General features: G+C 67.4%; 26 protein-coding genes. 21 read left to right on the top strand and 5 right to left on the bottom strand.

The window, feature by feature from the left end; all coding sequences use genetic code 11:
• Positions 1 to 167: 167 nt before the first annotated feature.
• The 5 genes from AC5P8Z_RS04080 (at position 168) to AC5P8Z_RS04100 (ending at position 5,469) form a co-directional block, all read left to right on the top strand.
• A complete protein-coding gene (locus tag AC5P8Z_RS04080) occupies positions 168 to 623 on the top strand; it encodes an SUF system Fe-S cluster assembly regulator (RefSeq protein ID WP_061479214.1) in 456 nt (151 codons plus the stop codon).
• A gap of 17 nt (positions 624 to 640) precedes the next feature.
• Positions 641 to 2,116, top strand: a complete 1,476-nt coding sequence (gene sufB / locus AC5P8Z_RS04085; RefSeq protein ID WP_495228213.1) for a Fe-S cluster assembly protein SufB — start codon at positions 641 to 643, stop codon at positions 2,114 to 2,116.
• A 73-nt stretch (positions 2,117 to 2,189) separates the two neighbouring features.
• Complete coding sequence (gene sufC, locus AC5P8Z_RS04090; RefSeq protein WP_295565481.1) at positions 2,190 to 2,954, top strand: Fe-S cluster assembly ATPase SufC; 765 nt, start codon at positions 2,190 to 2,192, stop codon at positions 2,952 to 2,954.
• Positions 2,954 to 4,216, top strand: a complete 1,263-nt coding sequence (gene sufD, locus AC5P8Z_RS04095; protein WP_286071156.1) for a Fe-S cluster assembly protein SufD — start codon at positions 2,954 to 2,956, stop codon at positions 4,214 to 4,216. The genes sufC and sufD overlap by 1 nt, the downstream gene beginning before the upstream one ends.
• Positions 4,213 to 5,469 (top strand): cysteine desulfurase, encoded by a 1,257-nt coding sequence (locus AC5P8Z_RS04100; RefSeq protein ID WP_286071155.1) that lies wholly within the window; start codon positions 4,213 to 4,215, stop codon positions 5,467 to 5,469. Before sufD ends, AC5P8Z_RS04100 begins: the two co-directional genes overlap by 4 nt.
• Before the next feature lie 54 nt (positions 5,470 to 5,523).
• On the opposite strand, the gene AC5P8Z_RS04105 is transcribed toward AC5P8Z_RS04100, so the two are convergent.
• On the bottom strand, positions 5,524 to 5,976 hold the full coding sequence (locus AC5P8Z_RS04105; protein ID WP_495228215.1) for a hypothetical protein: 453 nt from the start codon (positions 5,974 to 5,976) through the stop codon (positions 5,524 to 5,526).
• Between the two features lie 102 nt (positions 5,977 to 6,078).
• Between AC5P8Z_RS04105 and AC5P8Z_RS04110 the strand changes: the two genes are divergently transcribed.
• The 12 genes from AC5P8Z_RS04110 to AC5P8Z_RS04165 all read left to right on the top strand — a co-directional run bounded on the left by AC5P8Z_RS04110 (position 6,079) and on the right by AC5P8Z_RS04165 (position 18,699).
• The gene (locus tag AC5P8Z_RS04110; protein WP_495228216.1) at positions 6,079 to 6,618 is read left to right on the top strand and encodes a GNAT family N-acetyltransferase; all 540 of its coding nucleotides are present in this window, start codon (positions 6,079 to 6,081) and stop codon (positions 6,616 to 6,618) included.
• Positions 6,615 to 6,947, top strand: a complete 333-nt coding sequence (locus AC5P8Z_RS04115; protein WP_012479365.1) for a non-heme iron oxygenase ferredoxin subunit — start codon at positions 6,615 to 6,617, stop codon at positions 6,945 to 6,947. The genes AC5P8Z_RS04110 and AC5P8Z_RS04115 overlap by 4 nt, the downstream gene beginning before the upstream one ends.
• A gap of 203 nt (positions 6,948 to 7,150) precedes the next feature.
• Positions 7,151 to 7,543, top strand: a complete 393-nt coding sequence (locus tag AC5P8Z_RS04120; protein ID WP_286071151.1) for a hypothetical protein — start codon at positions 7,151 to 7,153, stop codon at positions 7,541 to 7,543.
• 113 nt (positions 7,544 to 7,656) lie between these two features.
• Positions 7,657 to 9,981, top strand: a complete 2,325-nt coding sequence (locus tag AC5P8Z_RS04125; RefSeq protein WP_495228218.1) for a catecholate siderophore receptor Fiu — start codon at positions 7,657 to 7,659, stop codon at positions 9,979 to 9,981.
• A 49-nt stretch (positions 9,982 to 10,030) separates the two neighbouring features.
• Positions 10,031 to 10,708 carry a Fe2+-dependent dioxygenase gene (locus tag AC5P8Z_RS04130; protein WP_295565477.1) on the top strand — a complete coding sequence of 226 codons (678 nt, stop codon included), beginning with the start codon at positions 10,031 to 10,033 and terminating at the stop codon, positions 10,706 to 10,708.
• 164 nt (positions 10,709 to 10,872) lie between these two features.
• Positions 10,873 to 11,274, top strand: coding sequence for a hypothetical protein (locus tag AC5P8Z_RS04135; RefSeq protein WP_286071148.1), 402 nt, complete (start codon positions 10,873 to 10,875; stop codon positions 11,272 to 11,274).
• Between the two features lie 145 nt (positions 11,275 to 11,419).
• Complete coding sequence (locus AC5P8Z_RS04140; RefSeq protein ID WP_286071147.1) at positions 11,420 to 13,840, top strand: TonB-dependent receptor domain-containing protein; 2,421 nt, start codon at positions 11,420 to 11,422, stop codon at positions 13,838 to 13,840.
• A 169-nt stretch (positions 13,841 to 14,009) separates the two neighbouring features.
• The gene (locus AC5P8Z_RS04145; protein ID WP_188247970.1) at positions 14,010 to 14,648 is read left to right on the top strand and encodes a PepSY-associated TM helix domain-containing protein; all 639 of its coding nucleotides are present in this window, start codon (positions 14,010 to 14,012) and stop codon (positions 14,646 to 14,648) included.
• A gap of 26 nt (positions 14,649 to 14,674) precedes the next feature.
• Entirely contained in the window at positions 14,675 to 15,193 is a 519-nt protein-coding gene (locus AC5P8Z_RS04150; RefSeq protein ID WP_004147429.1) for a DUF2271 domain-containing protein, read from the top strand.
• A 77-nt stretch (positions 15,194 to 15,270) separates the two neighbouring features.
• Entirely contained in the window at positions 15,271 to 16,074 is an 804-nt protein-coding gene (locus AC5P8Z_RS04155; RefSeq protein WP_286071146.1) for a DUF4198 domain-containing protein, read from the top strand.
• Positions 16,075 to 16,126: 52 nt separating this feature from the next.
• A complete protein-coding gene (locus AC5P8Z_RS04160) occupies positions 16,127 to 17,098 on the top strand; it encodes an FAD:protein FMN transferase (RefSeq protein WP_286071145.1) in 972 nt (323 codons plus the stop codon).
• Positions 17,095 to 18,699: a sulfite reductase subunit alpha gene (locus tag AC5P8Z_RS04165; protein ID WP_286071144.1), complete on the top strand. Its 1,605-nt coding sequence runs from the start codon at positions 17,095 to 17,097 to the stop codon at positions 18,697 to 18,699. Before AC5P8Z_RS04160 ends, AC5P8Z_RS04165 begins: the two co-directional genes overlap by 4 nt.
• A gap of 114 nt (positions 18,700 to 18,813) precedes the next feature.
• Here AC5P8Z_RS04165 and AC5P8Z_RS04170 read toward each other — a convergent pair whose 3' ends face one another.
• The 4 genes from AC5P8Z_RS04170 to AC5P8Z_RS04185 form a co-directional block, all read right to left on the bottom strand.
• Complete coding sequence (locus tag AC5P8Z_RS04170; RefSeq protein ID WP_286071143.1) at positions 18,814 to 19,419, bottom strand: HutD/Ves family protein; 606 nt, start codon at positions 19,417 to 19,419, stop codon at positions 18,814 to 18,816.
• Between the two features lie 34 nt (positions 19,420 to 19,453).
• Positions 19,454 to 20,179: a murein L,D-transpeptidase catalytic domain family protein gene (locus AC5P8Z_RS04175; protein ID WP_286071142.1), complete on the bottom strand. Its 726-nt coding sequence runs from the start codon at positions 20,177 to 20,179 to the stop codon at positions 19,454 to 19,456.
• 16 nt (positions 20,180 to 20,195) lie between these two features.
• A complete protein-coding gene (locus tag AC5P8Z_RS04180) occupies positions 20,196 to 21,281 on the bottom strand; it encodes a L,D-transpeptidase (protein ID WP_286071141.1) in 1,086 nt (361 codons plus the stop codon).
• Positions 21,282 to 21,633: 352 nt separating this feature from the next.
• A complete protein-coding gene (locus AC5P8Z_RS04185) occupies positions 21,634 to 21,960 on the bottom strand; it encodes a helix-hairpin-helix domain-containing protein (RefSeq protein ID WP_286071140.1) in 327 nt (108 codons plus the stop codon).
• A 201-nt stretch (positions 21,961 to 22,161) separates the two neighbouring features.
• On the opposite strand from AC5P8Z_RS04185, the gene AC5P8Z_RS04190 reads away from it, so the two are divergent.
• The 4 genes from AC5P8Z_RS04190 to murU all read left to right on the top strand — a co-directional run bounded on the left by AC5P8Z_RS04190 (position 22,162) and on the right by murU (position 25,787).
• Positions 22,162 to 23,655: a M20 family metallopeptidase gene (locus AC5P8Z_RS04190; protein ID WP_286071139.1), complete on the top strand. Its 1,494-nt coding sequence runs from the start codon at positions 22,162 to 22,164 to the stop codon at positions 23,653 to 23,655.
• A gap of 70 nt (positions 23,656 to 23,725) precedes the next feature.
• Positions 23,726 to 23,995, top strand: a complete 270-nt coding sequence (locus AC5P8Z_RS04195) for a GlsB/YeaQ/YmgE family stress response membrane protein (protein WP_495228221.1) — start codon at positions 23,726 to 23,728, stop codon at positions 23,993 to 23,995.
• 59 nt (positions 23,996 to 24,054) lie between these two features.
• Entirely contained in the window at positions 24,055 to 25,080 is a 1,026-nt protein-coding gene (locus AC5P8Z_RS04200) for an aminoglycoside phosphotransferase family protein (RefSeq protein ID WP_286071137.1), read from the top strand.
• The gene (murU, locus tag AC5P8Z_RS04205; protein ID WP_495228223.1) at positions 25,077 to 25,787 is read left to right on the top strand and encodes an N-acetylmuramate alpha-1-phosphate uridylyltransferase MurU; all 711 of its coding nucleotides are present in this window, start codon (positions 25,077 to 25,079) and stop codon (positions 25,785 to 25,787) included. Before AC5P8Z_RS04200 ends, murU begins: the two co-directional genes overlap by 4 nt.
• The last annotated feature ends 299 nt before the right edge of the window (positions 25,788 to 26,086 follow it).

Genomic DNA, 26,086 nt, shown 5'->3' on the forward strand with positions numbered 1-26,086 from the left:
CCATTCCGGGTGATTGCGAAAATCACCCCGTTGGCGCAGCATGGCGCCCCGGCAATGACCCCGGTGTGTCGTCCCGGTCCGTCCCAGCGCCGGCTGAATGCCCGGGTTGGATGCCGGCGAATAAAAGCGTACAATTTCAGTCCGCTTTAAGAACCGCTCGCATTCCCATGTTGCGTGTCACCAAGCTCACCGATTACGCCACCGTGGTACTGACCGTGCTCGCCGCCCGTCCGGGCGAGGTGCTCAGTGCCACCGAGCTGGCCGAATTCACTGGCCTGGAGCCGCCCACCGTCAGCAAGGTGCTCAAGCCGCTGGCCCAGGCCGGCCTGGTGGAAGGCCTGCGTGGCGTGCGTGGCGGGTATCGGCTGACCCGCCCGGCCATCGAGATCTCGCTGTTCGAAGTGGTCGAAGCAATGGAAGGGCCGCTGGCCCTGACCGAATGCAGCCACGACCACCACCAGTGCGGCATGGCGCCCAAGTGCGGCGCGCGCAGCAGCTGGCGGCTGATCAACGACGTGGTCTCCGAGGCCCTGCGCGATGTCAGCCTTGCGCAGATCCTGCCCCCTCTTCCCCTTGTCGATGACGAACAGCGCCGCACCATCGCTGTCGACGTCGTCTCCTGATCCGTAGGCAGCCCCCCATGGCCACCGAAACCATCGAAACCGTCGCCCACGACGACACCCCCAACCGCGAGATCCACGACCAGCTCGGCCGCAAGTATTCGGCCGGCTTCATCACCGAGATCGAATCGGACTCCCTTCCTGCCGGCCTGGACGAGGACACCATCCGTGCCCTGTCGGCCAAGAAGGAAGAGCCGGAATGGATGACGCAGTGGCGCCTGGACGCCTACCGCCACTTCCTGACCATGCCGATGCCGGACTGGGCCAAGCTTGAGATCGCCCCGATCGACCTCCAGGCGCTCAGCTACTACTCCGCGCCGAAGGGCCCGAAGTACGCCTCGCTGGATGACGTGCCCAAGGAACTGCTCGACACCTACGACAAGCTGGGCGTGCCGCTGCACGAGCGTGCCAAGCTGGCCGGCGTGGCAGTGGACGCGGTGTTCGACTCGGTGTCCGTCGGCACCACCTTCCGCAAGGAACTGGCCGAGAAGGGCATCATCTTCTGCTCGATGTCCGAGGCCATCAAGGAGCACCCGGAACTGGTGCGCCAGTACCTGGGCACCGTGGTGCCGGTGGGCGACAACTACTTCGCCGCGCTGAACTCGGCGGTGTTTTCCGATGGCAGCTTCGTGTTCATCCCCAAGGGCGTGCGCTGTCCGATGGAACTGAGCACCTACTTCCGCATCAACGCCGGCCACACCGGCCAGTTCGAGCGCACCCTCATCGTGTGCGAGGACAAGGCCTACGTCTCGTACCTGGAAGGCTGCACCGCGCCGATGCGCGATGAGAACCAGCTGCACGCCGCGGTGGTCGAGCTGGTCGCGCTGGAAGATGCCGAGATCAAGTACTCCACCGTGCAGAACTGGTACCCGGGCGACGAGAACGGCGTTGGCGGCATCTACAACTTCGTCACCAAGCGTGCCGAATGCCGTGGTGCTCGCAGCAAGGTCACCTGGACCCAGGTCGAGACCGGTTCGGCCATCACCTGGAAGTACCCGTCCTGCGTGCTGCTGGGCGACGATTCGGTGGGCGAGTTCCACTCGGTGGCGCTGACCCACCACCGCCAGCAGGCCGACACCGGCACCAAGATGATCCACATCGGCAAGCGCACCAAGAGCAAGATCGTCAGCAAGGGCATTAGTGCCGGCCGCGGCCAGAACACCTACCGCGGCCTGGTCAAGGTGGACCGCAACGCCGATGGCGCGCGCAACTACACCCAGTGCGATTCGCTGCTGATCGGCAAGCAGTGCGGTGCCCATACCTTCCCCTATATCGAGGTGAAGAACCCGGGCGCCACCGTCGAGCACGAGGCCACCACCTCCAAGATCTCCGACGACCAGCTGTTCTACTGCCGCGCCCGTGGCATCAGCCAGGAAGACGCGGTGTCGATGATCGTCGACGGCTTCTGCAAGCAGGTGTTCCGCGAACTGCCGATGGAGTTCGCGGTGGAAGCCAAGAAGCTGCTGGAAGTCTCGCTGGAAGGTTCGGTGGGCTGACCGCCCGCCCCTGCCCTCGCAAACGCATTCTCTTTATCGGCGGGCTGTGGCCCGCCCCACGGAAATCCCCACCATGCTGAAGATCGACAACCTCCACGCCCGCATCGGCGACAAGGAAATCCTCAAGGGCCTCTCGCTGGATGTGAAGCCCGGTCAGGTGCACGCCATCATGGGCCCCAACGGCGCCGGCAAGTCCACCCTCGGTAATGTCCTGGCCGGCCGTGACGGCTACGAAGTCACCGAAGGCAGCGTGCAGTTCGACGGTGTGGACCTGCTCGACCAGGAACCGGAAGCGCGCGCCGCCGCCGGCCTGTTCCTGGCCTTCCAGTACCCGGTGGAAATCCCGGGCGTGAACAACACCTACTTCCTGCGCGCAGCACTGAATGCACAGCGCAAGGCGCGTGGTGAAGAAGAACTCGATTCCATGCAGTTCCTGAAGCTGGTGCGGCAGAAGCTGGCCGTGCTGCACCTGAAGGACGAGCTGCTGCACCGTGGCGTCAACGAAGGCTTCTCCGGTGGCGAGAAGAAGCGCAACGAGATCTTCCAGCTGGCCGTGCTCGAGCCGAAGCTGGCGATCCTCGACGAAACCGATTCGGGCCTGGACATCGATGCGCTGAAGAGCGTGGCCGACGGCGTCAACGCACTGCGCGCCGCCGACCGCTCGTTCCTGGTCATCACCCACTACCAGCGCCTGCTGGACTACATCAAGCCGGACGTGGTGCACGTGCTGGCCGATGGCCGCATCGTCAAGACCGGCGGCCCGGAACTGGCGCTGGAACTGGAAGCGCACGGCTACGATTTCCTCAAGGATCGCGTGGTGCGCGAGGCGGCGGTCTGATGAGCGCCCTGCTCGACTCGATGGCCCAGGCCTTCTGCGGCAGCGATGCGCGCCGTGAAGTGCTGGATGCGGCCCTGCGCGACGGCCTGCCGGCCGCCCGCAACGAAGCCTGGAAGTACACCTCGCTGCGCCAGCTGGAGCGCCGTGCGTTCTCGGCTGCACCGCTGCAGGGGCCTGCCCTGGATGCCGCGCTGCTGGAGGACATCCCGGCGCCGCGCCTGGTGTTCGTCAATGGCCGCCTGGATGCCGCGCTGAGCGACGTGCACGCCCTGCCGGCCGGCGTGCAGCTGCAGCCGCTGTCGGCCGCACTGGCCTCCGGCGAAGACGCCGTGCGTTTCCTTGGCCGCCGTTACGAGCGCAGCGAAGAGATCTTCGCCCGCCTCAACGCCGCACTGGCCGATGAAGGCGTAGTGCTGCGCGTGGACGACGGCGTGCAGGTCGAAACGCCGCTGCAGCTGGTGTTCGCCAGCGTCGCCGGCGCCACCGACCTGGCCTGGCACCACCGCCACCTCATCGAACTGCGTGCAGGCGCCAGTCTGGGCGTGGTCGAGCACCGCTTCAGCGTGGGCGACTCGGCGCACCTGGACAATACCGTGCTGCATGCCCACGTCGCCCGCGATGCCGTGCTCAAGCACGCCCGCGTGCAGGCCGGCAGCGCGCGCCAGACCAGCTTCCTGCGTACCGACGCGGTACTGGCCCGCGACGCGCAGTACCACCGCGTCGACCTGGAACTGGGCGCCGCGCTCAGCCGCCACGAACTGAACGTACGCCTGGAAGGCGACAACGCCCAGCTGACCGCCAACGGCGTGCTGCTCGGCAATGGCCGGCGCCACGTCGAAACCCGCCTGGGCATCGACCACATCGCACGCGATACCGCCTGCGGACTGCTGTGGCGCGGCGTCGCCGCCAACCGCAGCCGCGTGGTGTTCCATGGTGGCATCCAGATCCGCGAAGGCGCCGATGGCACCGACGCGAACCTGTCCAACAAGAACCTGCTGCTGTCGGCCGATGCCGAGATCGACACCCAGCCGACGCTGGTAATCGACGCCGATGAAGTGAAGGCCGCGCACGGTGCGACTGTCGGCCAGCTCGATGCCAACGCGCTGTTCTACCTGCGCTCGCGCGGCCTGCCGCAGGCACAGGCGCAGGCCCTGCTGAGTGCGGCTTTCTGCCATGAGCCCCTGAAAATCCTGCCGGATATCCTGCGCGAGCAGCTGGCACGCCGCCTGGACAAGGCACTGGCCGAGGCGGGTGTGGCATGAACCTGTCCACCCCGCGCCCGATCGAAGAACGCTCAGGCGCCCCCGACTGGGACCGCGTCCGCCTCGACTTCCCGCTGCTGATGCGTGAAGTGCATGGCAAGCCGCTGGTTTATTTCGACAATGCCAACACCGGCCAGAAGCCGGTGCAGGTGATCGGCGCGGTGGACGAGTTCTACCGCCGCTACAACGCCAACGTCAGCCGCGCGGTGCATGCACTGGGCAGCGAAGCCACCGACGCCTACGAAGGCGCACGCAACACGCTGGCCCGCTTCCTCAACGTGCGCCCCAGCGACCTGGTGCTGTGCAGTGGTACCACCTTCGCCATCAACCTGGTGGCCTACTCGTGGGCGCTGCCTCGACTGAAGGCCGGCGACGTGATCCTGATCACGCGCATGGAGCACCACGCCAACATCGTGCCCTGGCAGCTGGTCGCGCAGCGTACCGGCGCGACCATCCGCGTGGCCGAGATCACGCCTGACGGCGCACTCGATCTGGATGCGCTGCGCGCGGCGATGACCCCGGAGGTCAAGCTGCTGGCCGTCACCCATGTCTCCAACGTGCTGGGCACGGTCAATCCGGTGCGCGAAATCTGCCGTGAAGCGCGCAAGCGCGGCATCATCACCGTGGTCGATGGCTCGCAGGCCGCACCGCACCGCAAGGTCGACGTGGCGGCGATCGGCTGCGACTTCTACGCCATCACCGGCCACAAGATGTGCGGCCCGACCGGTACCGGTGCACTATGGGCGCGCCGCGAGCACCTGGACGCGATGCCGCCGTTCCTCGGTGGCGGCGAGATGATCAAGGAAGTCAGCTTCGACGGCACCGTGTTCAACGATGCCCCGCACAAGTTCGAAGCCGGCACCCCCAACATCGCCGGCTTCATTGGCCTGGGCGTGGCGGCGGACTATCTGCAGAACGTCGGCTTGGACCACGTGGAAGCGCGCGAAGCCGAGCTGCTGGCGCACTTCACCGAAGAGCTGCGCCGGGTCGATGGCCTGCGCATCATCGGCGAGGCACCGGAAAAGGCAGCGGTGGTGTCGTTCCTGATCGACGGCGCCCACGCGCATGATCTGGCTACCCTGCTGGATCTGGAAGGCGTGGCCGTGCGTTCGGGCCAGCACTGCGCGCACCCGCTGCTGCAGTATTACGGGGTGGCGGCAACCTGCCGTGCGTCGTTGGCGTTCTACAACACACACGCCGAGATCGATCGGTTCATGACTGCGTTGACCAAGGTACGCAAGCTGCTGGGGTGAGATTCCCCGGCCAGCCCGAAACATCGAGAACGCCGCGGGAAACCGCGGCGTTTTTCATGGCGGCGCCAATGGCAGGATCGAAGACACACAGAGCTCCGCAGGCCATTGCCCAATATGCCCCTTGCCGAAAGGGAAAACGGGCCGGCCCGCCGCTACGATTCCGGTGAGTTCAACCGTCTGCTGCGGCGGCAGCACCAGGATGGGAATTCCATTCACCCACACGCCCTCAGCCGCCCATGGGTTCCGTACCGGTGGCCCGGGATGCAGTGCAGACATTTCAAAACGATCAACGTAAGCACCCCGCACGCGCACCAATCTCCCGTGATAGCGCGTGGGATCGGCCCGCAGCGCCTCGAGCGTGACCGGCAACGCACGGGACGGACTGAAACCCGGGCACCCCAGGCCGTTGGGCGCAATGCCGCCGCCGTCTACGTGCGCCGGCAGACGTACCAGCGCCGTCATCATCCCCGCGGTCAACGCCAGCGCGATTCCCTTCGACACGTCCACGCCACGGTCCTGCATGACAATTGCTGAAGCGCGAGCATACCGTTGCCGGAACTGCCGGGGTGCCCCATTTGCGCCCGCCCCCACCCCACCTAGAATGTGCCCATGAGCACCCTGACCTTCCGCGCCGCCACGTCGGCCGACATCCCCGCCCTGATTACCCTGGTCACCTCGGCCTACCGTGGCGACGCCAGTCGCGCCGGCTGGACCACCGAAGCCGACCTGCTGGATGGCGCCCGCATCGACGCCGAAGGCATCCAGGGCGACCTCGACCGCCCGCGCTCCACGATCCTGCTGGCCGAACGCGAGGGCCAACTGGTGGCCTGCGCCCACGTCGCCGATGTCGACGGCAAGGGCTACTTCGGCATGTTCTCGGTCGACCCGGCCCAGCAGGGCGGTGGCGTCGGCAAGCAGCTGATGGATGCTGCCGAAGCGCACGCCGCGCGCGAATGGAATGTGCCGGTGATGCAGATGACCGTCATCGACGTGCGCGACGAACTGATTGCCTTCTACGAGCGCCGCGGCTACAGCCGTACCGGCATCAAGAAGCCGTTCCCGTATGGCGACGAACGCTTCGGCATCCCCAAGCGCGACGACCTGCGCTTCGAGATCCTGGAAAAGCCGCTGGCCGGAGCCGCCGCGTGAGCGAGGCCTGGACCTTTGTCTGTGCCGGCAACGAGCTGCTGCCGGGTGAAATGAAGAGCGTGTTCGACGAAGTGACCGGCACGCCGATCGTGGTGTTCAACCTCGACGGCGAGCTGTACGCACTGGAAGACCAGTGCACGCACGAAGAGTTCGAGCTTTCCTCGGGCGAGTTCAACACGACCGAAGGCAGCGTGGAGTGCGTGCTGCACGGCGCGCGCTTCGACGTGCGCGATGGCCGCGCCCTGTGTGCCCCGGCCTATACCCCGGTGCCCAAGTTCCCGGTGAAGCGGGAGCACGACGCGGTCTGGACCCGCGACGACCGCGATTGAGGCCGCGCCCGGCCTTCAGGGATCACCCTCGGGCGCTCCTACCGAAGAGCACCCACCCGCCGGGTGGATCTACCAGGGCGTCCTGAGCGGCGCCCCAGGGCCCTTTCGGGCCATCCGGATGGACCCCTGGATTGCGCATATGCGAATCATTATCGTTTATGTTATTCTACGTAACATCTTCGTAACGACTCCGCCTCTGCGCCATGGCTTCGCCCGCGCCCACCGCCGCGTTGTGCCAGCTCGCCCGCCACGGGTGGCCGCTGCTGGTGGCCGTGTTGCTGACGCTGCTGCTGGGCTGGTCGGCACTGCACGAAGGACGTGGTACGGCAACCGACGTGATGCCCACGGTGCACGCCCAGGGTGCCGCGCCCGCGTCCCCGCCACATGCACTGCCGCACGAACAGGCGATGCACCGCGCGGAGTCCGAACCTGATGGCAATCGCGGCGACAAGCCACCGGTGTTGCGACGGCTCTGCCTGCAGTTCCCACAGAGTGCCCCTGCGGACGCTCCGGCGACGCTGACACCGGCTCCCGCGGTGCACGGGCCGGACCGACGCCAGCCCCCCTCACAGGCACCGCCCGCGCTGCTGGCCTGACGCTCTGCTGCGCGCTGCGCAGTCGTATCCGCACGTTCCCCTTTTCGCTCCATGTCCTGCTGCCGCGCCGCCTGCGCCGGCCGCCCCTTCCTGTTCCCTCTCTGCAGACGCCCATGAAACCGATCAAGAGCCGCAAGCACGCTTCACCGCTTCGTACCCTGCCGCTGGCCACCGCCAGTCTTGCCGCCGGCCTTGGCCTGGCGGCGCTGCCCATGCTGGCCTACGCCGAAGCCGCCGACAACGCGCGCACCCTGGACAAGATCGATGTGCACGCTACCCGCGGCTACAAGGCTGACAAGGTGGCCTCGCCGAAGTTCACCCAGCGCCTGCAGGACACCCCGCAGACCATCCAGGTCATCACCAGCGACCTGTTCAACCAGCAGGGCGCCACCACGCTGACCGAAGCGCTGCGCAACAGCCCCGGCGTGGGCACCTTCTATGCCGGCGAGAACGGCAACACCACCACCGGCGACGCGCTGTTCATGCGCGGCTTCGACACATCCAACAGCCTGTACGTGGACGGTGTGCGCGACCTGGGCTCGATCTCGCGCGATGTGTTCAACATCGAACAGGTGGAAGTGACCAAGGGCCCGGCCGGCACCGACAACGGTCGTTCGGCACCGACCGGTGCAATCAACCTGGTCAGCAAGCAGGCCAACCGGCAGGACGCCACTTCGGCCAGCATTTCGCTGGGCAGCGACCAGCAGCGCCGCACCACGGCCGACTGGAACCAGTCGCTGGGCGCCACCAGCGCGCTGCGCATCAACGGCATGTGGCAGGACAGCGACCAGCCCGGCCGCGACCACGTGCAGAACAAGCGCTGGGGCATCGCACCGTCGCTGGCCTTTGGCCTGGGCACTGCCACGCGCTACTACCTCAACCTGCTGTACGTGAAGCAGGACAACGTGCCCGATGGCGGCGTTCCCACTCTGGGCTTGCCAGGCTGGACCCCGCAGCCGACCCTGGAAGCGCTGGCCGGCCACCCAATCGATCCGGAAAACTTCTACGGCACCCGCGCCGACCACGATGACGTGACCGCGAAGATGGCCACGTTCCGCTTCGAGCACGATTTCAACGACAGCGTGCGCCTGACCAACACCGCGCGCTGGGGCCGCACCGAACAGGACTACCTGCTCACCGCCTTCATGGGCACCGGCGTGCGCGGCGCGGGTGGCCGACCGACCGGCAACATCACCTATACCAACCCGGCTGACCTCTCCAGCTACGCCATCGCGCGCAGCCTGCCGACCTTCAAGGACCAGCGCAACACTATCCTCACCGATCAGCTGAACCTGCGCGCGGACTTCGCCACCGGCGCGGTCGGCCACGCGCTGAGCGCCGGCCTGGAGTTCACCCGTGAGGAACTGGACAGCTACGGCCAGGCCGCTACGGCCGGTACCAGCTGGCCCGCCGCCAACCTGTACGACCCGGACTGGAACGTCAGTGGCCTGAGCTGGGCGCACAACGGCGCCGATGCGCACGGCAAGACCACCACCTCCTCGGCCTACCTGTTCGACACCCTGTCCTTCGGTGAAAGCTTCCTGCTGACCGCTGGCGTGCGCGCCGACCACTTCAAGACCGAATACGCCAGCGCTTCGGTGTGCGGTGGCCGCGGTGGCCCGGCCTGCGGCAGCAACCCCACCGGTACCGTGCTGCGCAATCCGACGCTGGAAGCCAGCGACACCCTGCTGAACTGGAAGCTGGGTGCACTGTACAAGGTCGGCGACACGGTCAGCCTGTACGCCAACTACGCCATTTCCCAGCAGCCGCCGGGCGGTGCCAACTTCCAGCTGAGCAGCTCGGCCAGCAGCGCCGACAACCCGAAGCTGGACCCGCAGAAGGCCAAGACCTTCGAAGTGGGCAGCAAGTGGGGCTTCATGGACGATGCGCTGGCGGTGAACCTGGCGCTGTTCCAGACCGACGTGGACAACGAAATCAACACCACCGTGCTGGATGATGCCGGCAACCCGACTCAGACCGGCAGCAAGCGCGTCAAGGGCGTGGAGCTCTCCGCAGTCGGCCGCCTCACCGACAACTGGTCGGTCAGCGCCGGTTACAGCCATCTGGACACCGAAGTGAAGGAAGGTGCCAAGGTGGCCGCCGACGGCACCACCAACCTGACCTATACCCCGGACGACACGTTCACCGGCTGGACCAGCTACATCCTGCCCTACGGCATCACCGTGGGCGGCGGCGTGCGCTATGCCGCCGGCATGCACCGCGGCACCGACGGTGCGGTGGGCACCCCGTCGTTCACCAAATCCTACGTGGTGTACGACGCTGTCGTGTCCTGGGCGATCAACGAGAACATCTCGCTGCGCTTGAACGGCTACAACCTGTTCGACAAGCAGTACGTGGCCAGCATCAACAAGAGCGGCTACCGTTACACCCCGGGTGCCCCGCGCACCTTCCTGCTCAGCGCGGACATCCGCTTCTGATGCATTGCGCGGGGGAGCCACGCTCCCCCGCGCCCCAAAAGGAACCGCCATGCTGCTGCACATTCCCGACGTGCTTTCACCCCAGGACGTGGCGCAGGCACGCAGGCGGCTCGACGCTGCAGACTGGACCGACGGTCGCGAGACCGTCGGTACGCAGGGTGCAATGGTCAAGCACAACCAGCAGCTGGCGGATGCCTCGCCCCTGAAAGCGGAGCTGGGCCGGGACGTGCTGGCCGCACTGAGCCGCAGCCCCCTGTTCTTCGCTGCAGCGCTGCCCCTGAAGATCCTGCCGCCGCGCTTCAACCGCTACACCGGCGGTGGCACCTACGGCTTCCATGTCGATGGCGCGGTGATGAACCTGGGCAACGGCGAACAGCTGCGCTCGGACATCTCCTGCACCCTGTTCCTGTCCGATCCGGACGAGTACGAGGGCGGCGAGCTGATCATCAGCGACACCTACGGCGAGCATGAAGTGAAGCTGCCGGCCGGCGACCTGATCGTGTACCCGTCCAGCAGCCTGCACCAGGTGCGGCCGGTCACCAACGGCGCGCGCGTGGCCTCGTTCTTCTGGGTGCAGAGCATGATCCGCGATGACGTGCAGCGGCGCCTGCTGTGGGAAATGGACGGCTCGATCGAGCGCCTGCGCCAGACCGGTGGCGACGCTGAGGCGGTGCTACAGCTGACCGGCGTGTACCACAACCTGCTGCGGCGCTGGAGCGAGGTCTGAGCCGGTTGCGGCCGTCCCGCGATCGTTTGGCAATCATTCTCATTTGCAACGGCTAACAGCTCTCATTACAATCACGCCCCGTTGATGCCGGCCGCTGCCGGCGACCGCCCGGGGACCCCTGCTTGCTGCGCCCGCTCCGCCCTCGCCCACTGATCCATCGCAAGATGGGTACCGCCATGCGCGGTCAGCGTCCCGCGCTGGCCAGCCTGCTGGCGTGGGTGGCGATGCTGGTGCTGCTGCTGGGCACCCTGCCGCTGTTGCCGCATCCGGCCACAGCGATGGCCGTGCAGGTCCCGCTGGAAGAACGTGGTGGCGAAGGCCCGTTGCAGGAAGAGGCCCCGGCCAAACTGCGCCGCTGCGCCTCCACCCCGACAAAAGCGGCCGAGAAGGCGCCGCCGCCGCTGTTGCTGGCCAGCCAGTGGCTGCGTACAGAACTTGAACTCGTACCCGCCACGCCGGCCATGCCCGGCGTGCGCCCGGACTGGCCGCTGGCTGCTCCGGACACGCCCTGGGCCGACGCGCCGGGGCGTCGCCAGCAACGCGGCCAGGCGCCGCCGCTCGCCTGATCCACGGCCCGACGTGACCGCCTGCGCGGTCGCGCCCGCACGCCGCTGCCTGCTTCATCCCTGCCGCCCCTGACCGGGCTTTCCGTGCATGCCGCGCCCTTCGCGCCCGGCATCGCACCTCTCTGCATCTTTCGAGGTAACTGCCATGGCCCAGCGCCATCGTGTCCGTTCGTCCCTGTCCCGCCCCCTGCTGACCAGCGCCGTGCTGGCGGCGATGGCGGCCCCTGCTCTCGCCCATGCGGAGATCGCCGACGCCCCGCAGACGCTGGACAAGGTGGTGGTCACCGCCTCCGGCTTCGAACAGAAGGTGGTCGATGCACCGGCCAGCATCAGCGTGGTCAGCCGCGAGGAACTGAGCAAGCGCCCGTACACCAACCTGGTCGACGCGCTGCGCGATGTCGAAGGCATCGACGTCGGCCTGGAGGCCACCGACAAGAACGGCCGTGCCACCATCTCGATGCGCGGCCTGCCCTCCGAGTACACCCTGGTGCTGATCGACGGCCGCCGCCAGAGCAACGTCGGCCAGCTGTACCCGAACAACTTCGGCGGTGGCCAGTTCGCCTACCTGCCGCCGCTGGACGCGATCGAGCGCATCGAAGTGGTGCGCGGCCCGATGTCCACCCTGTACGGCTCGGACGCGATGGGCGGCGTGATCAACATCATCACCCGCCGCAACCAGGACAGCTGGCACGGCGCGCTCACCCAGGGCTTCACCGTGCAGCAGGACAACCAGTTCGGCGATGCACGCACCACCGACCTGTACCTCAGCGGCCCGCTGCTGAAGGATCGCCTGAGCCTGGCGGTGCGCGGCAGCTACTACGATGCCAAGGCATCGAACCCGGAATGGGATGCGCTGACCCTGCCCGATGGCACGCTGTGGGAGCGCAGCATCGGCTTCGGTGGCGGCGGCAAGTCGGTGGCCAACACCAACTGGAACACCGGCGTGCGCCTGGACTTCCGCGTCAACGATGACCACGAGCTGTGGCTGGACTACGACGTCTCTCGGCAGAAGTACGACAACAGCGAGGGCCAGACCGGCACCCTGGACAGCCTGGCCAGCCTGTGGCGCGTCGGCAATGCGGTCATCCCGAACCCGAACGGCAGCGGCACGGTCACCCGCCGCGTGGTGCAGCCGCGCGTGGGCTACACCGCCTACCAGCGCTACGAGCGCGACCAGCTCTCGCTGACACACCAGGGCCGCTACAGCTTCGGCACCTGGCAGACCTCGCTGACCCACAGCAAGAGCAGCAACCTCGGCCGCTCGCTGCCGCTGACCCTGGACGAGCGCGCCAACCTGCAGACGCTGTGGAATGACGTCTGCCGTCGTACCGGTGCCGCCAACAACTGCGCGGCGGGCCGTGGCAATGCGCTGACCGCACTCAACCCCAGCGAAATGGCGCGCCTGCAGTCGTTCCTGCCGCGTCCGCTGCGCACCATGGAACTGGAAGGATACGTGCTCGACACGATGCTGGATCTGGACTTCGGCGCGCACACGCTGACCGTCGGCGGCCAGTACAACGACACCGACATGATCGACGGCGTGTTCGGCATGGATGGCGCCGGCTATCGCAGCAACACCCGGCAGAAGCACCGCATGTGGGCGCTGTTTGCCGAGGACAACTGGGCGCTGACCGATACCCTGACGGCCACCTTCGGCCTGCGCCACGACGACCACAACATCTTCGGCAGCCATCTCAGCCCGCGCGGCTACCTGGTGTGGAACGCCAACGATGCGTGGACCTTCAAGGGCGGCGTCAGCACCGGTTACAAGACGCCGCGCCCGGACCAGCTGTTCCCGGGCATCACCGGCTTTGGTGGCCAGGGCGTGCTGCCGCTGGTGGGCTCGCCGAACCTGAAGCCGGAAACCAGCACCAACTACGAGCTGGCCGCCTACTACGAAGGCCAGCGCTGGGGCTTCAACGTCACCGGCTTCATCAACACGTTCGAGGACAAGATCGCCAGCGGCGGCACCTTCCCGAACTGCGAAGTTGCGCCGGCCGGCAGCGGTTACTGCGTGGACATCGGCCCGGGCTGGGCGGCGCTGGGCTACAGCACCTTCACCCAGAGCGTGAACATCGACAAGGTTGAAACGCGTGGTGTGGAAATGGCGGCGCACGTCGACCTGCTCGACAGCCTGCAGCTGCGCGGCAACTACACCTGGACCCGGAGCGAGCAGACCAGCGGCGCGCAGAAAGGCCTGCCGATTGCCGGCACCACCCCGGCCAAGCACATGGCCAATGCCAGCCTGAACTGGCAGCTAAACGACGCCATCAGCCTGTCGCTGATCGGCGAGGGCCGCTACGACCGCTACCGCGACACCCTGCTCGACGCCAACGGCGCCAGCCAGACCCGTTACTACGAGGACTACACCCTCTTCCACCTGGGGGGCAGCTGGAAGGCAACGCCGTGGCTGACGGTCAATGCGCGGGTCAACAATCTGTTCGACAAGAACTTCGTCTCGCAGTCGTGCCTGCTGATCAGCCCGAGCGAGTTCAACTGCGTGGACGACTACGCGACCAAGGACCAGCGCCGCAGCTACTGGATCTCGTTGAACGCGACGTTCTGATCGCCGCGCCCTGCCCCTGCTCCACCCATGGCGTGGATCCAGCGATCGATGGTGCCGGCCGCTGCCCGGCAACCCGAAATACCTGCTCCGGGATACAGAACGACACGCAATTGCGAGCTATTCTCATCAATGATGTAATGGGCAGTCCCCGTCCGCCCCGAACCGTGCCGTGAGCCGTCCCGCGTCTTCCACCGTGCAGCAGCAACAGAACCGGGGCTTCTGGCTGCGGACGCTGCACCAGTGGCACTGGATCAGCTCCGCGGTTTGCCTGATCGGCATGCTGCTGTTCGCGGTGACCGGCCTGACCCTCAACCATGCCGCGAAGATCGAGGCCAAACCCCAGGTGCAGAACCAGCATCTGGAACTGCCGGCCGCGCTGCTGGGCCAGCTGGGCACGCGCGAGGACGGCAACGCGCCGATTCCGCGCCCGGCCCGGCAATGGCTGGATACGCAGCTGGGCATCGCCATCGGTGGGCGCCCGGCCGAGTGGTCGGCCGAGGAGATCTACCTGTCGCTGCCGCACCCCGGTGGCGACGCCTGGCTGAGCATCGACCGCGAAACCGGCGCGGTGGAGTACGAATCGACCTCGCGCGGCGTGGTCTCCTACCTCAACGACCTGCACAAGGGCCGCAATGCCGGCCCGGCGTGGGGCTGGTTCCTGGACCTGTTCGCCGTGGCCTGCCTGGTGTTCTGCATCACCGGCCTGTTCCTGCTGCACCTGCATGCGCGGCAGCGGCGCATGACCTGGCCGCTGGTCGGCCTCGGCCTGATGATCCCGCTGCTGATCGCCCTGCTGCTGATTCACTGACTTTCCCTCGTTTCCGGAGCCGCCCCATGCGCGTCACCCTGACCATCGCCCTCAGCGGCCTGCTGGCCACCTCGCCGGCCTATGCCACCACCCTCGACATCAACGTCGAAGTGCCCAAGCTCAACGTGGCCGAGTACCACCGCCCGTACGTGGCCGTGTGGCTGGAAGGCGCCGACCAGAAGGTCGCGGCCAACCTGTCGGTCTGGTACCAGCAGACCAGCAACAGCGAAGGCCATGGCACCAAGTGGCTGCCCGACCTGCGCCAGTGGTGGCGCAAGAGCGGCCGCACCCTGCAGGTGCCGGTGGACGGCGTGACCGGCCCGACCCGCCCGGCCGGCAAGCACGCGCTGTCGTTCAACGACAAGCAGCCGGCGCTGAAGCAGCTGGCCCCGGGCAACTACACCCTGGTGGTGGAAGCGGTGCGCGAAGTCGGTGGCCGCGAACTGCTGAAGATCCCCTTCACCTGGCCGGCCACCGCCGCGCAGAACGGCAAGGCGCAGGGCGCCACCGAACTGGGCCAGGTCACCCTCGCCGTCAAGCCCTGACCGTCTGTTCCGGGGTCAGAACCCCTTCGCAGTAAGGGCTCTGACCCCATCCACCCAACGCCCCTGGAGTCTTCCGCATGAAGCGCACGCTCGTCCTCGCCGCCGCCCTGGCCGCTGCCCTTCCCTTCTCCGCCCTGGCCCACAAGGCCTGGCTGCTGCCCTCGCAGACCGTGATCGCCGGCAACGCGCCGTGGATCACCGTTGACGGTGCGGTTTCCAACGACCTGTTCTATTTCAACCACATGCCGCTGCGCCTGGAATCGCTGGTGATCACCGCCCCGGACGGCAGCAGCGTGCAGCCGCAGAACGCAGCCACCGGCAAGTACCGCAGCGTGTTCGACCTCGAACTGAAGCAGCCGGGCACCTACCGCATCGCCTCGGTCAACGACGGCCTGTTCGCCACCTACGAACAGAACGGCGAGCGCAAGCGCTGGCGCGGTACCGCCGCCACCTTCGGCGAACTGCCCAAGGATGCGAAGAACCTGGAAGTGAGCCAGTCGGTGGGCCGCGTGGAGACCTTCGTCACCAACGGTGCGCCGAACGATACCGCGCTGAAGCCCACCAACCATGGCATCGAGCTGATTGCCGTCGGCCACCCGAACGACCTGTTCGCCGGCGAGGAAGCCACCTTCCGCGTGCTGGTCGATGGCAAGCCGACCGCCGGCCTGGCATTCGAGATCGTGCGTGGCGCCACCCGCTACCGCAACGCGCAGGACGAGCTGAAGCTGACCAGCGATGCCAAGGGCGAAATCAAGGTGACCTGGCCGGAAGCCGGCATGTACTGGCTGGAAACCGGCACCGAAGACAGCAAGACCTCGGTGAAGCAGGCCGCCAAGCGTCGCCTGAGCTACGTGGCCACGCTGGAAGTGCTGCCGCAGTAATGTGGACCGCGATGCCGGGCGCGCCCCGGCGTCGCCGCCGCAACGCATCACCATGACCGATTCCCTGCTCGACATCGCCCGCCTCGGCGGCACCACCATGGGCACCACCTGGAGCGTGTCGCTGGTCGCGCCGCGCCAGCGCGACCTGCACCCGCTGCACGCCGGCATCCAGGCGCGCCTGGACGAGGTGGTCGCGCAGATGAGTACCTGGGAAACCCGCTCGAACCTCAGCCGCTACAACAGCGCCGATGCCGGCCAGTGGTGCACCCTGCCGAACGAGACCCGCACGGTCGTGGCCTGCGCCCAGGCCATCGCTGCCGCCAGCGACGGTGCGTTCGATCCCACCATCGGTCCGCTGGTGGCACTGTGGGGTTTTGGTGCACATGCCGGTGACCGCCGCCAGCCCGACGCCGCTACGCTGCAGGCCACGCGCGAGCGCTGTGGTTGGCAGCGCCTGCAATGGCAGGGCGACGCACTGCTGCAGCCGGGTGGACTGGTACTGGATCTGTCGGCGATCGCCAAGGGGTTCGGCGTCGATCACGTGGCCGCCTGGCTGCGCGATCAGCGCATCGCTGCTGCACTGATCGAGGTCGGTGGCGAACTGGCCGGCTACGGCCGCAAGCCCGACGGCCAGCCGTGGCGCGTGCTGGTGGAATCCGCACCCGAAGAAGACGCGCACACCGGAACACCACCGCGGGTGCTGGCGCTGGACGGCAAGGCGGTCGCCACATCGGGCGATCGCTGGCACCAGTACCAAGCCGATGGCGAGGCCTACAGCCACAGCCTCGACCCGCGCAGCGGCAGGCCGGTTCGCCAGGTTGCAGCGGCGGTGACGGTGGTCGCCGACGACGCGATGCATGCTGATGCCTGGGCCACCGCACTGACCGTACTCGGCCACGAACAGGGCATGGCGCTGGCCGAACGCGAAGGACTGGCCGTGCGTTACCTGCAACGGGCCGCCGAAGGCCCCCGCGAATTCCTCAGCAGCGCCTTCCAGCGCCTGCTCGACGGGCAGGACGCATGAGCGCACGCCCATCGCGCGCCTGGCTCGGCAACGCGCTGGTCCTGCTGCTGCTGGCAGTGATCGGCTGGGCGCTGCTGCGCCTGCATCTGGGCGACGCCTGGTGGCAGGGCGCCCCACCGGCACGGCAGTCGCAGATCGCGGTGATCGCCACGGCGCTGTATGCGCTTGCCTGCGCTGCACTGTGGTGGCGTGGGCGACCGCGCGACGATGCTGCTTCTGGCGACGTCGCACCGATCCTGCTGGTCTGGTCCAGCCAGACCGGCTTCGCCCGCGAACTGGCCGAACGCAGTGCCGAGGCATTGCGTGGTACCGACGTGCCGGTGCGCGTGCGCGGCCTGCATGAGGTCGATGCCACCTTGCTGGCCGGCAGCCAGCGTGCATTGTTCATCGCCAGTACCACGGGCGAAGGCGACCCACCCGATCATGCGCTGCCGTTCCTGCGCGGGGTGATGGCCTCACCGCCTGCGCTGCAGCACCTGCACTACGGCGTGCTCGCACTGGGCGACCGCAGTTACGGCCACTTCTGCGGATTCGGCCACCAGCTCGACCAGTGGCTGCGCCAGCACGGTGCGCATCCGCTGTTCGATGCGATCGAAGTCGACAACGCCGATCCGGCCGCACTGCGCCATTGGCAGCAGTTGCTGGGCCAGCTCGGCGGCGGCGCCAGCGAGCTGCCCGACTGGAGCCCGGCCGAGTACCAGCCGTGGACGCTGCTGCAACGCACGCATCTGAATCCCGGCAGCCCGGGCGGCGCGGTGTACTGGCTGCGCCTGCAGCCACCGGCAGGCCACAACGTGCAGTGGCAGGCCGGTGACATTGCGGAGATCGGACCACAACACGCACGGGACAGCGCGCGTGCGTGGCTGGACGCGCAGGGGTTCAATGCGGATACCGTGCTGGATGACGGGCAGACGCTGCTGGCACGCGTCGCGCGCTCACACCTGCCCTCATTGGTTCCCCCGGGTGATCTGCCCGCATTGCTGGCGACCCTGCAACCACTGCCCCATCGCGAGTACTCGATCGCCTCGGTGATGACCGACGGCGCGGTGGAACTGCTGCTGCGTCGCCAGCTGCGCGCGGACGGCACGCCTGGCATCGGTAGTGGCTGGCTGTGCGATCACGCGGTCATCGGCGAGCCGGTGCAGCTGCGCCTGCGCCGCAACGACAACTTCCGTGGCGTGGCCGCCGACATGCCGTTGCTGTTGATCGGCAACGGCACCGGCATCGCCGGCCTGCGCGCGCACCTGCACGAGCGCGCCTTCAGTGGTGCGCGCCGTACCTGGCTGCTGTTCGGTGAGCGCACCGCTGCGCATGATTTCCACTTCGGTGAGGAACTGCGGGCGATGCTGGCCGACGGCTCACTGGCGCGGTTGGATGCCGTGTTCAGCCGCGATGGCGGTGCGCATCGCTATGTGCAGGACCGGCTGCTGGCCGAAGCAGCAACACTGCGGCAGTGGGTGGATGAAGGCGCGACGATACTGGTCTGCGGCAGCCTGCAGGGCATGGCCCCGGCCGTGGATGCCGTGATCGAGCAGGTGCTGGGAGCGGACGGCAAGGAAGCGTTGCTGCTGGCCGGTCGTTATCGACGGGATGTGTATTGAACGAACCCTCGGGGTCGGATCCCTTTCCGCAGAAAAGGGCTCTGACCCAACCACAAATGCTCTCTGGCGGGTGCGAACCTTGGTTCGCACCATGACGCCGGGCATGGCCCGGTGCTACCCGGCGCTCGTTACCCGAATCGCCAACAACTCGCCACCGCCCTGCACCGCATGCCGCTGCCGCTCACCGGCTGCCAACCACGCGGTATCGCCGGCCTGCATCGGCGACAAGCCGCTGTCGGCACCAAATTCGAGATGACCGGCCAACAGGTGCAGCGCCCAGGCAACACCCGGTTCGCAGAAGAAGAACATCGACCCCACCAACGGCCGGTGCAGCAGTTCGGCCTGCAGCAGCCCGCGCTTCCACATCAGGTTGAAGTCATGGGTGGTGCCGTTCACCAGTTCGCCATGCAACGTTTCCTCACCCGCAAAGCGCACCCGTCCATGCGGTGGCAGCACTTCCGCCACGCGGCCATCTTCGAAGCGCAGGCGCACGCCATTGCCCTGCAGCAGCACCAGCTCGCGCTCCACGCCGGGGAAGGCGGAGAACGCGGCATCCTGCTCGATCTCGGCCACCGACAGGCGCAGCGCCCAGTCATCGCCCTGCGCGGGCAGGCGCAGGATCTCGCGGGTCCAGCCAAGCCCATTCCGCCAGCGTTCGCGACGATAGTCCAGGCTGGAAATGACCTGGCTCGGAGTGTGCAGCAGGGAGTCGATGTTCATCGGCGCATTGCATCATGCCGCGCGCCGCCGTGCATCACCGCGTAGCGAGCGTGCCCTGGCCACCACACTCGCCGCCCAGCAGCTGCGAGTGCTTCAGCCAGTCCTGGTCGGGGTAATAGGCGAACACCATCGTGCCGCCACGCAACGCGTCGATGAGTGGCTTGGCCACCGACAGGCGCACCGCCGGGCAGCCCAGGCTGCGGCCGAGCCGTCCCTGCAGCTGCGCGGTCGCCGGATTCACGTACGGCGCGCCATGGATGACGATGGCCCGTTCCCGCGCCCGGTCGTTGAAGCCCGGTTCCAGCCCCGCGAGGCGCAGCGAATAACCGTTGCCGCCCATGTAGGTTTCCTGCGCGGTGAACGCGCCGAGGCTGGACATGAAACTGCCGTCGCGGTTGGAGAAGTGCTCGGTGCGGTTCTCGCCGCTGTTGCGGCCATGCGCCACCCATTCCTCGAACAACAGGCGCTGGTGGGCCAGGTCGAACACCCACAGCCGCGGCTCGGTGGAGGGCCGCGAGTAGTCGATCACGCTGAGGCGATCACCGTTGATGCCCAGCTCCGGCCGTTGCAGTGCGCAGCGCATGGCGTGTGCCGCCAGCTGCAGCACGTGGCGGTCGGCCTTGGGCGCGCTGCGCGACAGCAGGGCAGCGAGATCATCGGCAGAGGTGGCGAGGGCGGGCGTCTGTGCCAGCGCCGGGGCGCTGGGCGAGGTCGCCAGCAGGCCGAACGCGGCCAGCCGGCACAGGCGGGATGCAGTCATGGGCACAACGAGGGCGTCAGTTGCCCTTGAGGGTGGACCCTGGCGGCTCGGATTCCAAGACCGGCTGCATTCCGGATTCAGCCGGGCTTGGGCGGACCGCCGGCAGCGAGGTCACCAGCAGGGTCGTGCCCGGCACCAGCACCTGGTACAGCTGGCGGGCGAAATCGGCCGGCAGCGCCATCGGCAGCGAGGGCGTGGCCAGCAGGTCCGGGGTGGCCTGGGCCCGGTCCTGGCCCAGCAGCGGGTAGGCCGTCCACTGGTGCAGGCGCTGGTTCGCGTCCAGCGGGCTGGGGGTGTCGCTGTAACCCTGCCCCATCACGAACAGGGTGGTGCCCTGGAAGGCCGGCAGCGCGTCGGCCTTCAACGGTGACTCGCCGATCATCACGCCATCGCGCAGCACGTACAGGCGCTGGTCGTGCAGGCTGACCAGGATGCCGACCTGCCCGGCCGGGGCCAGGCTGTCGTTCCACCAGGCCTGCGCCGGAGCAGCGCCCCCGGTTTCCGGCAGGGCCTGGCCGCGCGCGTTCACCGGCGCCAGCACCGACGGATAGGCCAGGGTCATCGGCGAGCTCTTGGCATCGGCCACGACCACCGTATCGCCGCGCTGGGTTTCGCTGAACAGCTTCTGCGCGAAGGCCTGCGGCAGGCGCACGCAGCCGTGCGAAGCCGGATGCCCGGGCAGGCTGCCGCCATGCAGGGCGATGCCGTCCCAGGTCAGCCGCTGCATGTAGGGCATCGGCGCGCTGTTGTAGAGGTTGGACTTGTGGTCCTTGTCCTTCTGCAGGATGGTGAACACACCCGTCGGCGTCTCGTGCCCGGCCTTGCCCGAGCTGATCGTGGTCAGGCCGATGGCGATGCCATTGCGGTAGACGTAGGCGCGCTGTTCATCAAGGCTGACCACCAGCACGATCGGGCCGGTCGGCGAGATTTCCGGATGCCACAGGTATTCGCCCGGCTTGAGGTCGGTCGGACCGCGCACCTCGGCGGTGGCCGCAGCGGCAGCCGGAGGCTTGGCGGCCGGCGTCGGCGCAGCGGCCTGGGCCAGCAACGGCAGGGCCAGTGAAAGGGCGAGCATCAGGGTCGTGGGGCGATGCGGAAACATCCAGCGGGTGTCCTTTCCATGCGGAGCGGCCACCGTACACCATCGCCCCGTGGTGGCTGCGGCAAAACCGGGCGCCGGAAATGAAACTGCCCGGCGACACAGCCATGTGTCGTACCGGGCAATCGTTACGTCCCTGTCGGCCTGCTGCCGCCCCCTCGCATCCTGCGCTGTGGGGGTAGCGTTGCATCCTGCACGCGGCCGCGTCTGTCCTGTTTGTATCTCAGCCCCTTCCACAGGTCTGTGATGCCACCATCCTGGTGATTGGTGCCGCGTCCTGCGGCGGTCGGTGGGCACAGGCGTCCTGCCTGTGTCCGGTGAACCAGCCTCCTGCCGGTTCCGACGATTCCTGCTGTCAGCGCCTGGGTACGGTTCGCACCGGTACCGATCCGGGTACCGGATCCGCCGGCAACAACCTGTTGCCTACGGTGATCCGCTGTCGATTCCGTTCGACGATTGCATTCCCTATTCCCTTCACCTGCGTCAGGTCCTCGACGCGATGAAACGGACCGTGTCTGCGCCGGTGCTCGACGATCGCCTCGGCCTTGGCGGCTCCGACCATCGTCAATCCCTGCTGCAGCGCCTGGGCATCGGCGCGGTTGATGTCGATCGGTTCGGCGGCATGCGCCCCAGCGATCCCCATTCCCAGCACCAGTGCCCTCAACACGACAAACCAAGGCACGACGTGTATCTCCTTGTGGTTCTGGCCGTCCCGACCGGCAATCCCGTCGGCAGGAACAGTGTCCGTCACCACATGTGCACAGCCTATCGGTTTCCCGTATTTCCGTAAGCCAGCCAAATACCCGACGTTATGTAGGAAAAACCCTACCCACGGCACAGGCGTAGAATGGCCGGATCACAGCCCATGCAACCGGAGTTTCAGATGGACAGCGCCAAGCTCGGCCAATTCGTCAATGACAAGTGGGACAGCGAGATCATCCCGCAGTTGGTCGACTACATCCGCATTCCCAACAAGTCGCCGATGTTCGACGCCAATTGGGTGCAGAACGGCTACATGGAACAGGCGGTCACCCTGATGGAGAACTGGGCCAAGGCCCAGCAGCTGCCCGGCCTGAAGGTTGAGGTGGTGCGCCTGGAAGGCCGTACCCCGCTGATCTTCCTGGAAATTCCGGCCACCGGCGCCGAAACCGGCGACGACACCATCCTGCTCTACGGCCACCTGGACAAGCAGCCGGAAATGACCGGCTGGGACGACGACCTCGGCCCGTGGACCCCGGTCCTGCGCGGCGACAAGCTGTACGGCCGCGGTGGCGCCGACGACGGCTACGCCATCTTCGGTTCGCTGGCCGCGGTGCTGGCGCTGCAGGCCCAGGGCCTGCCGCACGCCCGCTGCGTGGTGCTGATCGAAGCCTGTGAGGAATCGGGCAGCTACGACCTGCCGGCCTACGTCGACCACTTGGCCGACCGCATCGGCAAGCCGTCGCTGGTGGTCTGCCTGGATTCGGGTTGCGCCAACTACGACCAGCTGTGGTGCACCACCTCACTGCGCGGCCTGACCGGCGGCAACTTCACCGTGAAGGTGCTCAACGAAGGCGTGCATTCCGGCGATGCCTCCGGCGTGGTGCCGTCCAGCTTCCGCCTGCTGCGCCAGCTGCTCTCGCGCATCGAGGACCAGGACACCGGCCGCATCCTGATCGACGGCATGAACGTTGAAATTCCGGCCGAGCGCCAGGAACAGGCCAAGCGCGCCGCCGAAGTGGTCGATACCGAGATCTTCGAGAAGTTCCCGATGGTCGACGGCCTGCGCCCGATGAACGAGGACCTGACCGAGCTGGTGCTCAACCGCACCTGGCGCCCGGCGCTGTCGGTCACCGGCGTCGGCGGCATGCCGCCGCTGGAATCGGCCGGCAACGTGCTGCGCCCGCAGACCTCGGTGAAGCTGTCGCTGCGCCTGCCGCCGACCGCCGATGGCAAGACCTGCGGCGAGCTGCTGAAGGAAGCGCTGCTGCGCGACCCGCCGAACGGCGCGCAGGTCACCCTGGACCTGGAAAAGGCCTCCACCGGCTGGAACGCCCCGGCCATGGCGCCGTGGCTGACCCAGGCCATCGACGACGCCAGCCAGGCCTTCTTCGGCAAGCCGGCGATGTACATGGGCGAAGGCGGCTCGATCCCGTTCATGGGCATGCTGGGTGAGAAGTTCCCGGGTGCGCAGTTCATGATCACCGGCGTGCTCGGCCCGCACTCCAATGCGCACGGCCCGAACGAGTTCCTGCACATCCCGATGGGCAAGAAGGTCACCGCCTGCGTGTCCAAGGTGATCAGCGAGCACTACGCCGCCAGCCTGCGCGGCGAGACCAGCGGTTCGCCGGTGGCGGCCGACAGCGGCACGCGCCACGGCGACCACGGCTGCTGCTGAATCCGGTACACCGTGACGGACGCAGCCTGGCCTTGCTAGGCTGCGTCCACCCCAAGCGGAACACATGCACATGAATGGTCTGTTCGGCAGCAGCAGCTGGCTGTACATCCTGCTGGTCGGCTTCTTCGTCGGCCTGCTCGGGCGCTTCTTCATGCCCGGCAACAACCGCATGGGCTGCCTGTTGACCATCGTGCTGGGCATCCTTGGCGCGTTGCTGGCCGGCTGGTTCGGCCAGTACATGGGCTGGTACGCGCCCGGCGAACCGGCCGGTTTCCTCGGTGCGGTGTTGGGCGCGGTGGCCGTGCTGGCCGTCCTGCGCCTGTTCAGCGGCCGCCGCTGAGCCCTCCTTCCCTTCCTGTTCCCGACGTTGGCGCGCCCGGCGCGCCCGGATATGCCTGCATGACCGAACCCGCCTCCGATCCCCAGCGCAGCGCGCAGCGCCTGCAGTGGGCCCGTAGCCAGCTCGAAGATGCGAGTGCAGTGGTCGAACGCGCTTCGGTTGATGCCGGCATGCGCAGCTACTGGCGCACCACCAGCACGCGCGGCACCCACATCGTGATGGACGCCCCGCCGGGGCTGGAAGATCCGCGGCCGTGGCTGCGCATGCGCGGCCTGCTGCACGACAACGGCCTGCGCGTGCCCCTGCTGCTCGCCCAGGACCTGGAAGCCGGCTTCCTGCTGCTGGAAGATCTCGGCGGCCCGACCCTGGCGAAGATCCTCGACGAGCGCAACGCCGATGAATGGTTCGGTCGCTCGATCAAACAGCTGCTGCGCCTGCAGGCGATTCCGGTGCCGGCCGACTTCGGCCAGTTCGGCGAAGCGCTGCTGCAGCGTGACGCTGGCCTGTTCGACGAATGGTTCCTGCAGCGCCACCTGAACCTGGAGCTGGACTGCGGCGAGATCGAAGGCCTGCAGCTGGTGCATCGCCGCCTGATGGACAACGCGCTGGGCCAGGCCCAGCTGATGACCCATCGCGACTACATGCCGCGCAACCTGATGCCGGCCGACGACGGCCCCGCCGTGCTGGATTTCCAGGACCTGGTGCGCGGCCCGATCGCCTACGACGCGGTGAGCCTGTTCAAGGACGCTTTCCTGAGCTGGCCGCTGCAGCGCGTGGACGAGTGGCTGGCGCAGTACCACGAGCGCGCGCGCGATGCCGGCCTGCCGGTGCCCGACCGCGCCACCTTCCTGCGCGACGCCGACTGGATGGGCATCCAGCGCCATGTGAAGATCCTCGGCCTGTTCTGCCGCCTGCGCTACCGCGACAACAAGGGCCACTACCTGGACGATGCGCCGCGCTTCATCACCTATCTGGATGAAGTGCTGCCGCGCTATCGCGAACTGGCGCCGCTGCAGCAGTTGCTGGACGACCGCATCAAGCCGGCGCTGGCCGAACTGGCTGCACCGATGCGCGCGGCCCGATGAAAGCCTTGGTCTTTGCCGCAGGCCTCGGCGAGCGCATGCGCCCGCTGACCCTGCACACGCCCAAACCGTTGCTGGAAGTGGCCGGCAAGCCCTTGATCGTCTGGCACCTGGAACGCCTCGCCGCGCTGGGCGTGCGCGAGCTGGTGGTCAATACCGCATGGCTGGCCGAGCAGTTCCCGGCGACGCTGGGCGATGGCAGCCAGTGGGGCCTGCAGCTGCACTTCGTGCACGAAGGCGAGACCCCGCTGGAAACCGGCGGCGGCATCCTCAACGCACTGCCGGTGCTGGGCGATGCACCGTTCCTGGTGGTGAATGGTGACATATGGACTGATTTCGATTTCGCCACGCTGCCGCGCGAACCACAGGGCCAGGCGCATCTGGTGCTGGTCGACAATCCGGTGCAGCACCCCAACGGCGACTACCGGCTGGACCCGCAAGGCGTGCTGCATCACGACCGCGAAGGCCCGTGCCTGACCTATGCCGGCATCGGTGTGTACCGGCCTTCGATCGTGGCCGATTGGCGCGCGGTGATCGGTGATGCGCCGGGCAGCGAGCGGGTGCCGCCGAAGTTCTCGGTGGTGCCGCTGCAGAAGCATTTCATGGCGCAGGGATTGATGACGGGGCAGCACCATCGTGGGCGTTGGACCGACGTGGGTACCGTGGATCGCCTGCGCGCGCTGGATGTGGAGTTGGCGGCGAACGGCTGAGCCCCTCGTGGCTGGACTCATTGAAAGCAGAAGCCGTGCTTGGCCGGGCGGGGTGGGCCCGCGGGGGACGCCGTGAACCCGTCCCTGGGGGCTTGGCCGCGGCATCCATGCCGCGGACACCCCCGCGAACCCACCCCGCCCGGCCTCTGACAGTTTCCGTGGGCGTCCAGGCACGGAAGAAAGAAAGAAAGAAAAGCAGAAGCGGGTCGCTTCGCTGCGCTTGCTCCGGTGACGACCAACGGTCGTCACCCACCACAAGCAAGACACTTGTCGACCAAGGTCGACACCCACCAACAGCA

This window comes from Stenotrophomonas sp. YJH_SMC_17, from assembly GCF_059371655.1.

Coding starts and splice junctions, on each gene's coding strand:
- sufB (WP_495228213.1), top strand. CDS start 641: ATGGCCACCGAAACCATCGAAACCGTCGCCCACGACGACACCCCCAAC.
- AC5P8Z_RS04165 (WP_286071144.1), top strand. CDS start 17,095: ATGAGCGCACGCCCATCGCGCGCCTGGCTCGGCAACGCGCTGGTCCTG.
- AC5P8Z_RS04120 (WP_286071151.1), top strand. CDS start 7,151: ATGGCTTCGCCCGCGCCCACCGCCGCGTTGTGCCAGCTCGCCCGCCAC.
- AC5P8Z_RS04150 (WP_004147429.1), top strand. CDS start 14,675: ATGCGCGTCACCCTGACCATCGCCCTCAGCGGCCTGCTGGCCACCTCG.
- AC5P8Z_RS04140 (WP_286071147.1), top strand. CDS start 11,420: ATGGCCCAGCGCCATCGTGTCCGTTCGTCCCTGTCCCGCCCCCTGCTG.
- murU (WP_495228223.1), top strand. CDS start 25,077: ATGAAAGCCTTGGTCTTTGCCGCAGGCCTCGGCGAGCGCATGCGCCCG.
- AC5P8Z_RS04175 (WP_286071142.1), bottom strand. CDS start 20,179: ATGACTGCATCCCGCCTGTGCCGGCTGGCCGCGTTCGGCCTGCTGGCG.
- AC5P8Z_RS04110 (WP_495228216.1), top strand. CDS start 6,079: ATGAGCACCCTGACCTTCCGCGCCGCCACGTCGGCCGACATCCCCGCC.
- AC5P8Z_RS04155 (WP_286071146.1), top strand. CDS start 15,271: ATGAAGCGCACGCTCGTCCTCGCCGCCGCCCTGGCCGCTGCCCTTCCC.
- AC5P8Z_RS04135 (WP_286071148.1), top strand. CDS start 10,873: ATGGGTACCGCCATGCGCGGTCAGCGTCCCGCGCTGGCCAGCCTGCTG.
- sufD (WP_286071156.1), top strand. CDS start 2,954: ATGAGCGCCCTGCTCGACTCGATGGCCCAGGCCTTCTGCGGCAGCGAT.
- AC5P8Z_RS04195 (WP_495228221.1), top strand. CDS start 23,726: ATGAATGGTCTGTTCGGCAGCAGCAGCTGGCTGTACATCCTGCTGGTC.
- AC5P8Z_RS04100 (WP_286071155.1), top strand. CDS start 4,213: ATGAACCTGTCCACCCCGCGCCCGATCGAAGAACGCTCAGGCGCCCCC.
- AC5P8Z_RS04200 (WP_286071137.1), top strand. CDS start 24,055: ATGACCGAACCCGCCTCCGATCCCCAGCGCAGCGCGCAGCGCCTGCAG.
- AC5P8Z_RS04125 (WP_495228218.1), top strand. CDS start 7,657: ATGAAACCGATCAAGAGCCGCAAGCACGCTTCACCGCTTCGTACCCTG.
- sufC (WP_295565481.1), top strand. CDS start 2,190: ATGCTGAAGATCGACAACCTCCACGCCCGCATCGGCGACAAGGAAATC.
- AC5P8Z_RS04160 (WP_286071145.1), top strand. CDS start 16,127: ATGACCGATTCCCTGCTCGACATCGCCCGCCTCGGCGGCACCACCATG.
- AC5P8Z_RS04130 (WP_295565477.1), top strand. CDS start 10,031: ATGCTGCTGCACATTCCCGACGTGCTTTCACCCCAGGACGTGGCGCAG.
- AC5P8Z_RS04190 (WP_286071139.1), top strand. CDS start 22,162: ATGGACAGCGCCAAGCTCGGCCAATTCGTCAATGACAAGTGGGACAGC.
- AC5P8Z_RS04170 (WP_286071143.1), bottom strand. CDS start 19,419: ATGAACATCGACTCCCTGCTGCACACTCCGAGCCAGGTCATTTCCAGC.
- AC5P8Z_RS04080 (WP_061479214.1), top strand. CDS start 168: ATGTTGCGTGTCACCAAGCTCACCGATTACGCCACCGTGGTACTGACC.
- AC5P8Z_RS04180 (WP_286071141.1), bottom strand. CDS start 21,281: ATGTTTCCGCATCGCCCCACGACCCTGATGCTCGCCCTTTCACTGGCC.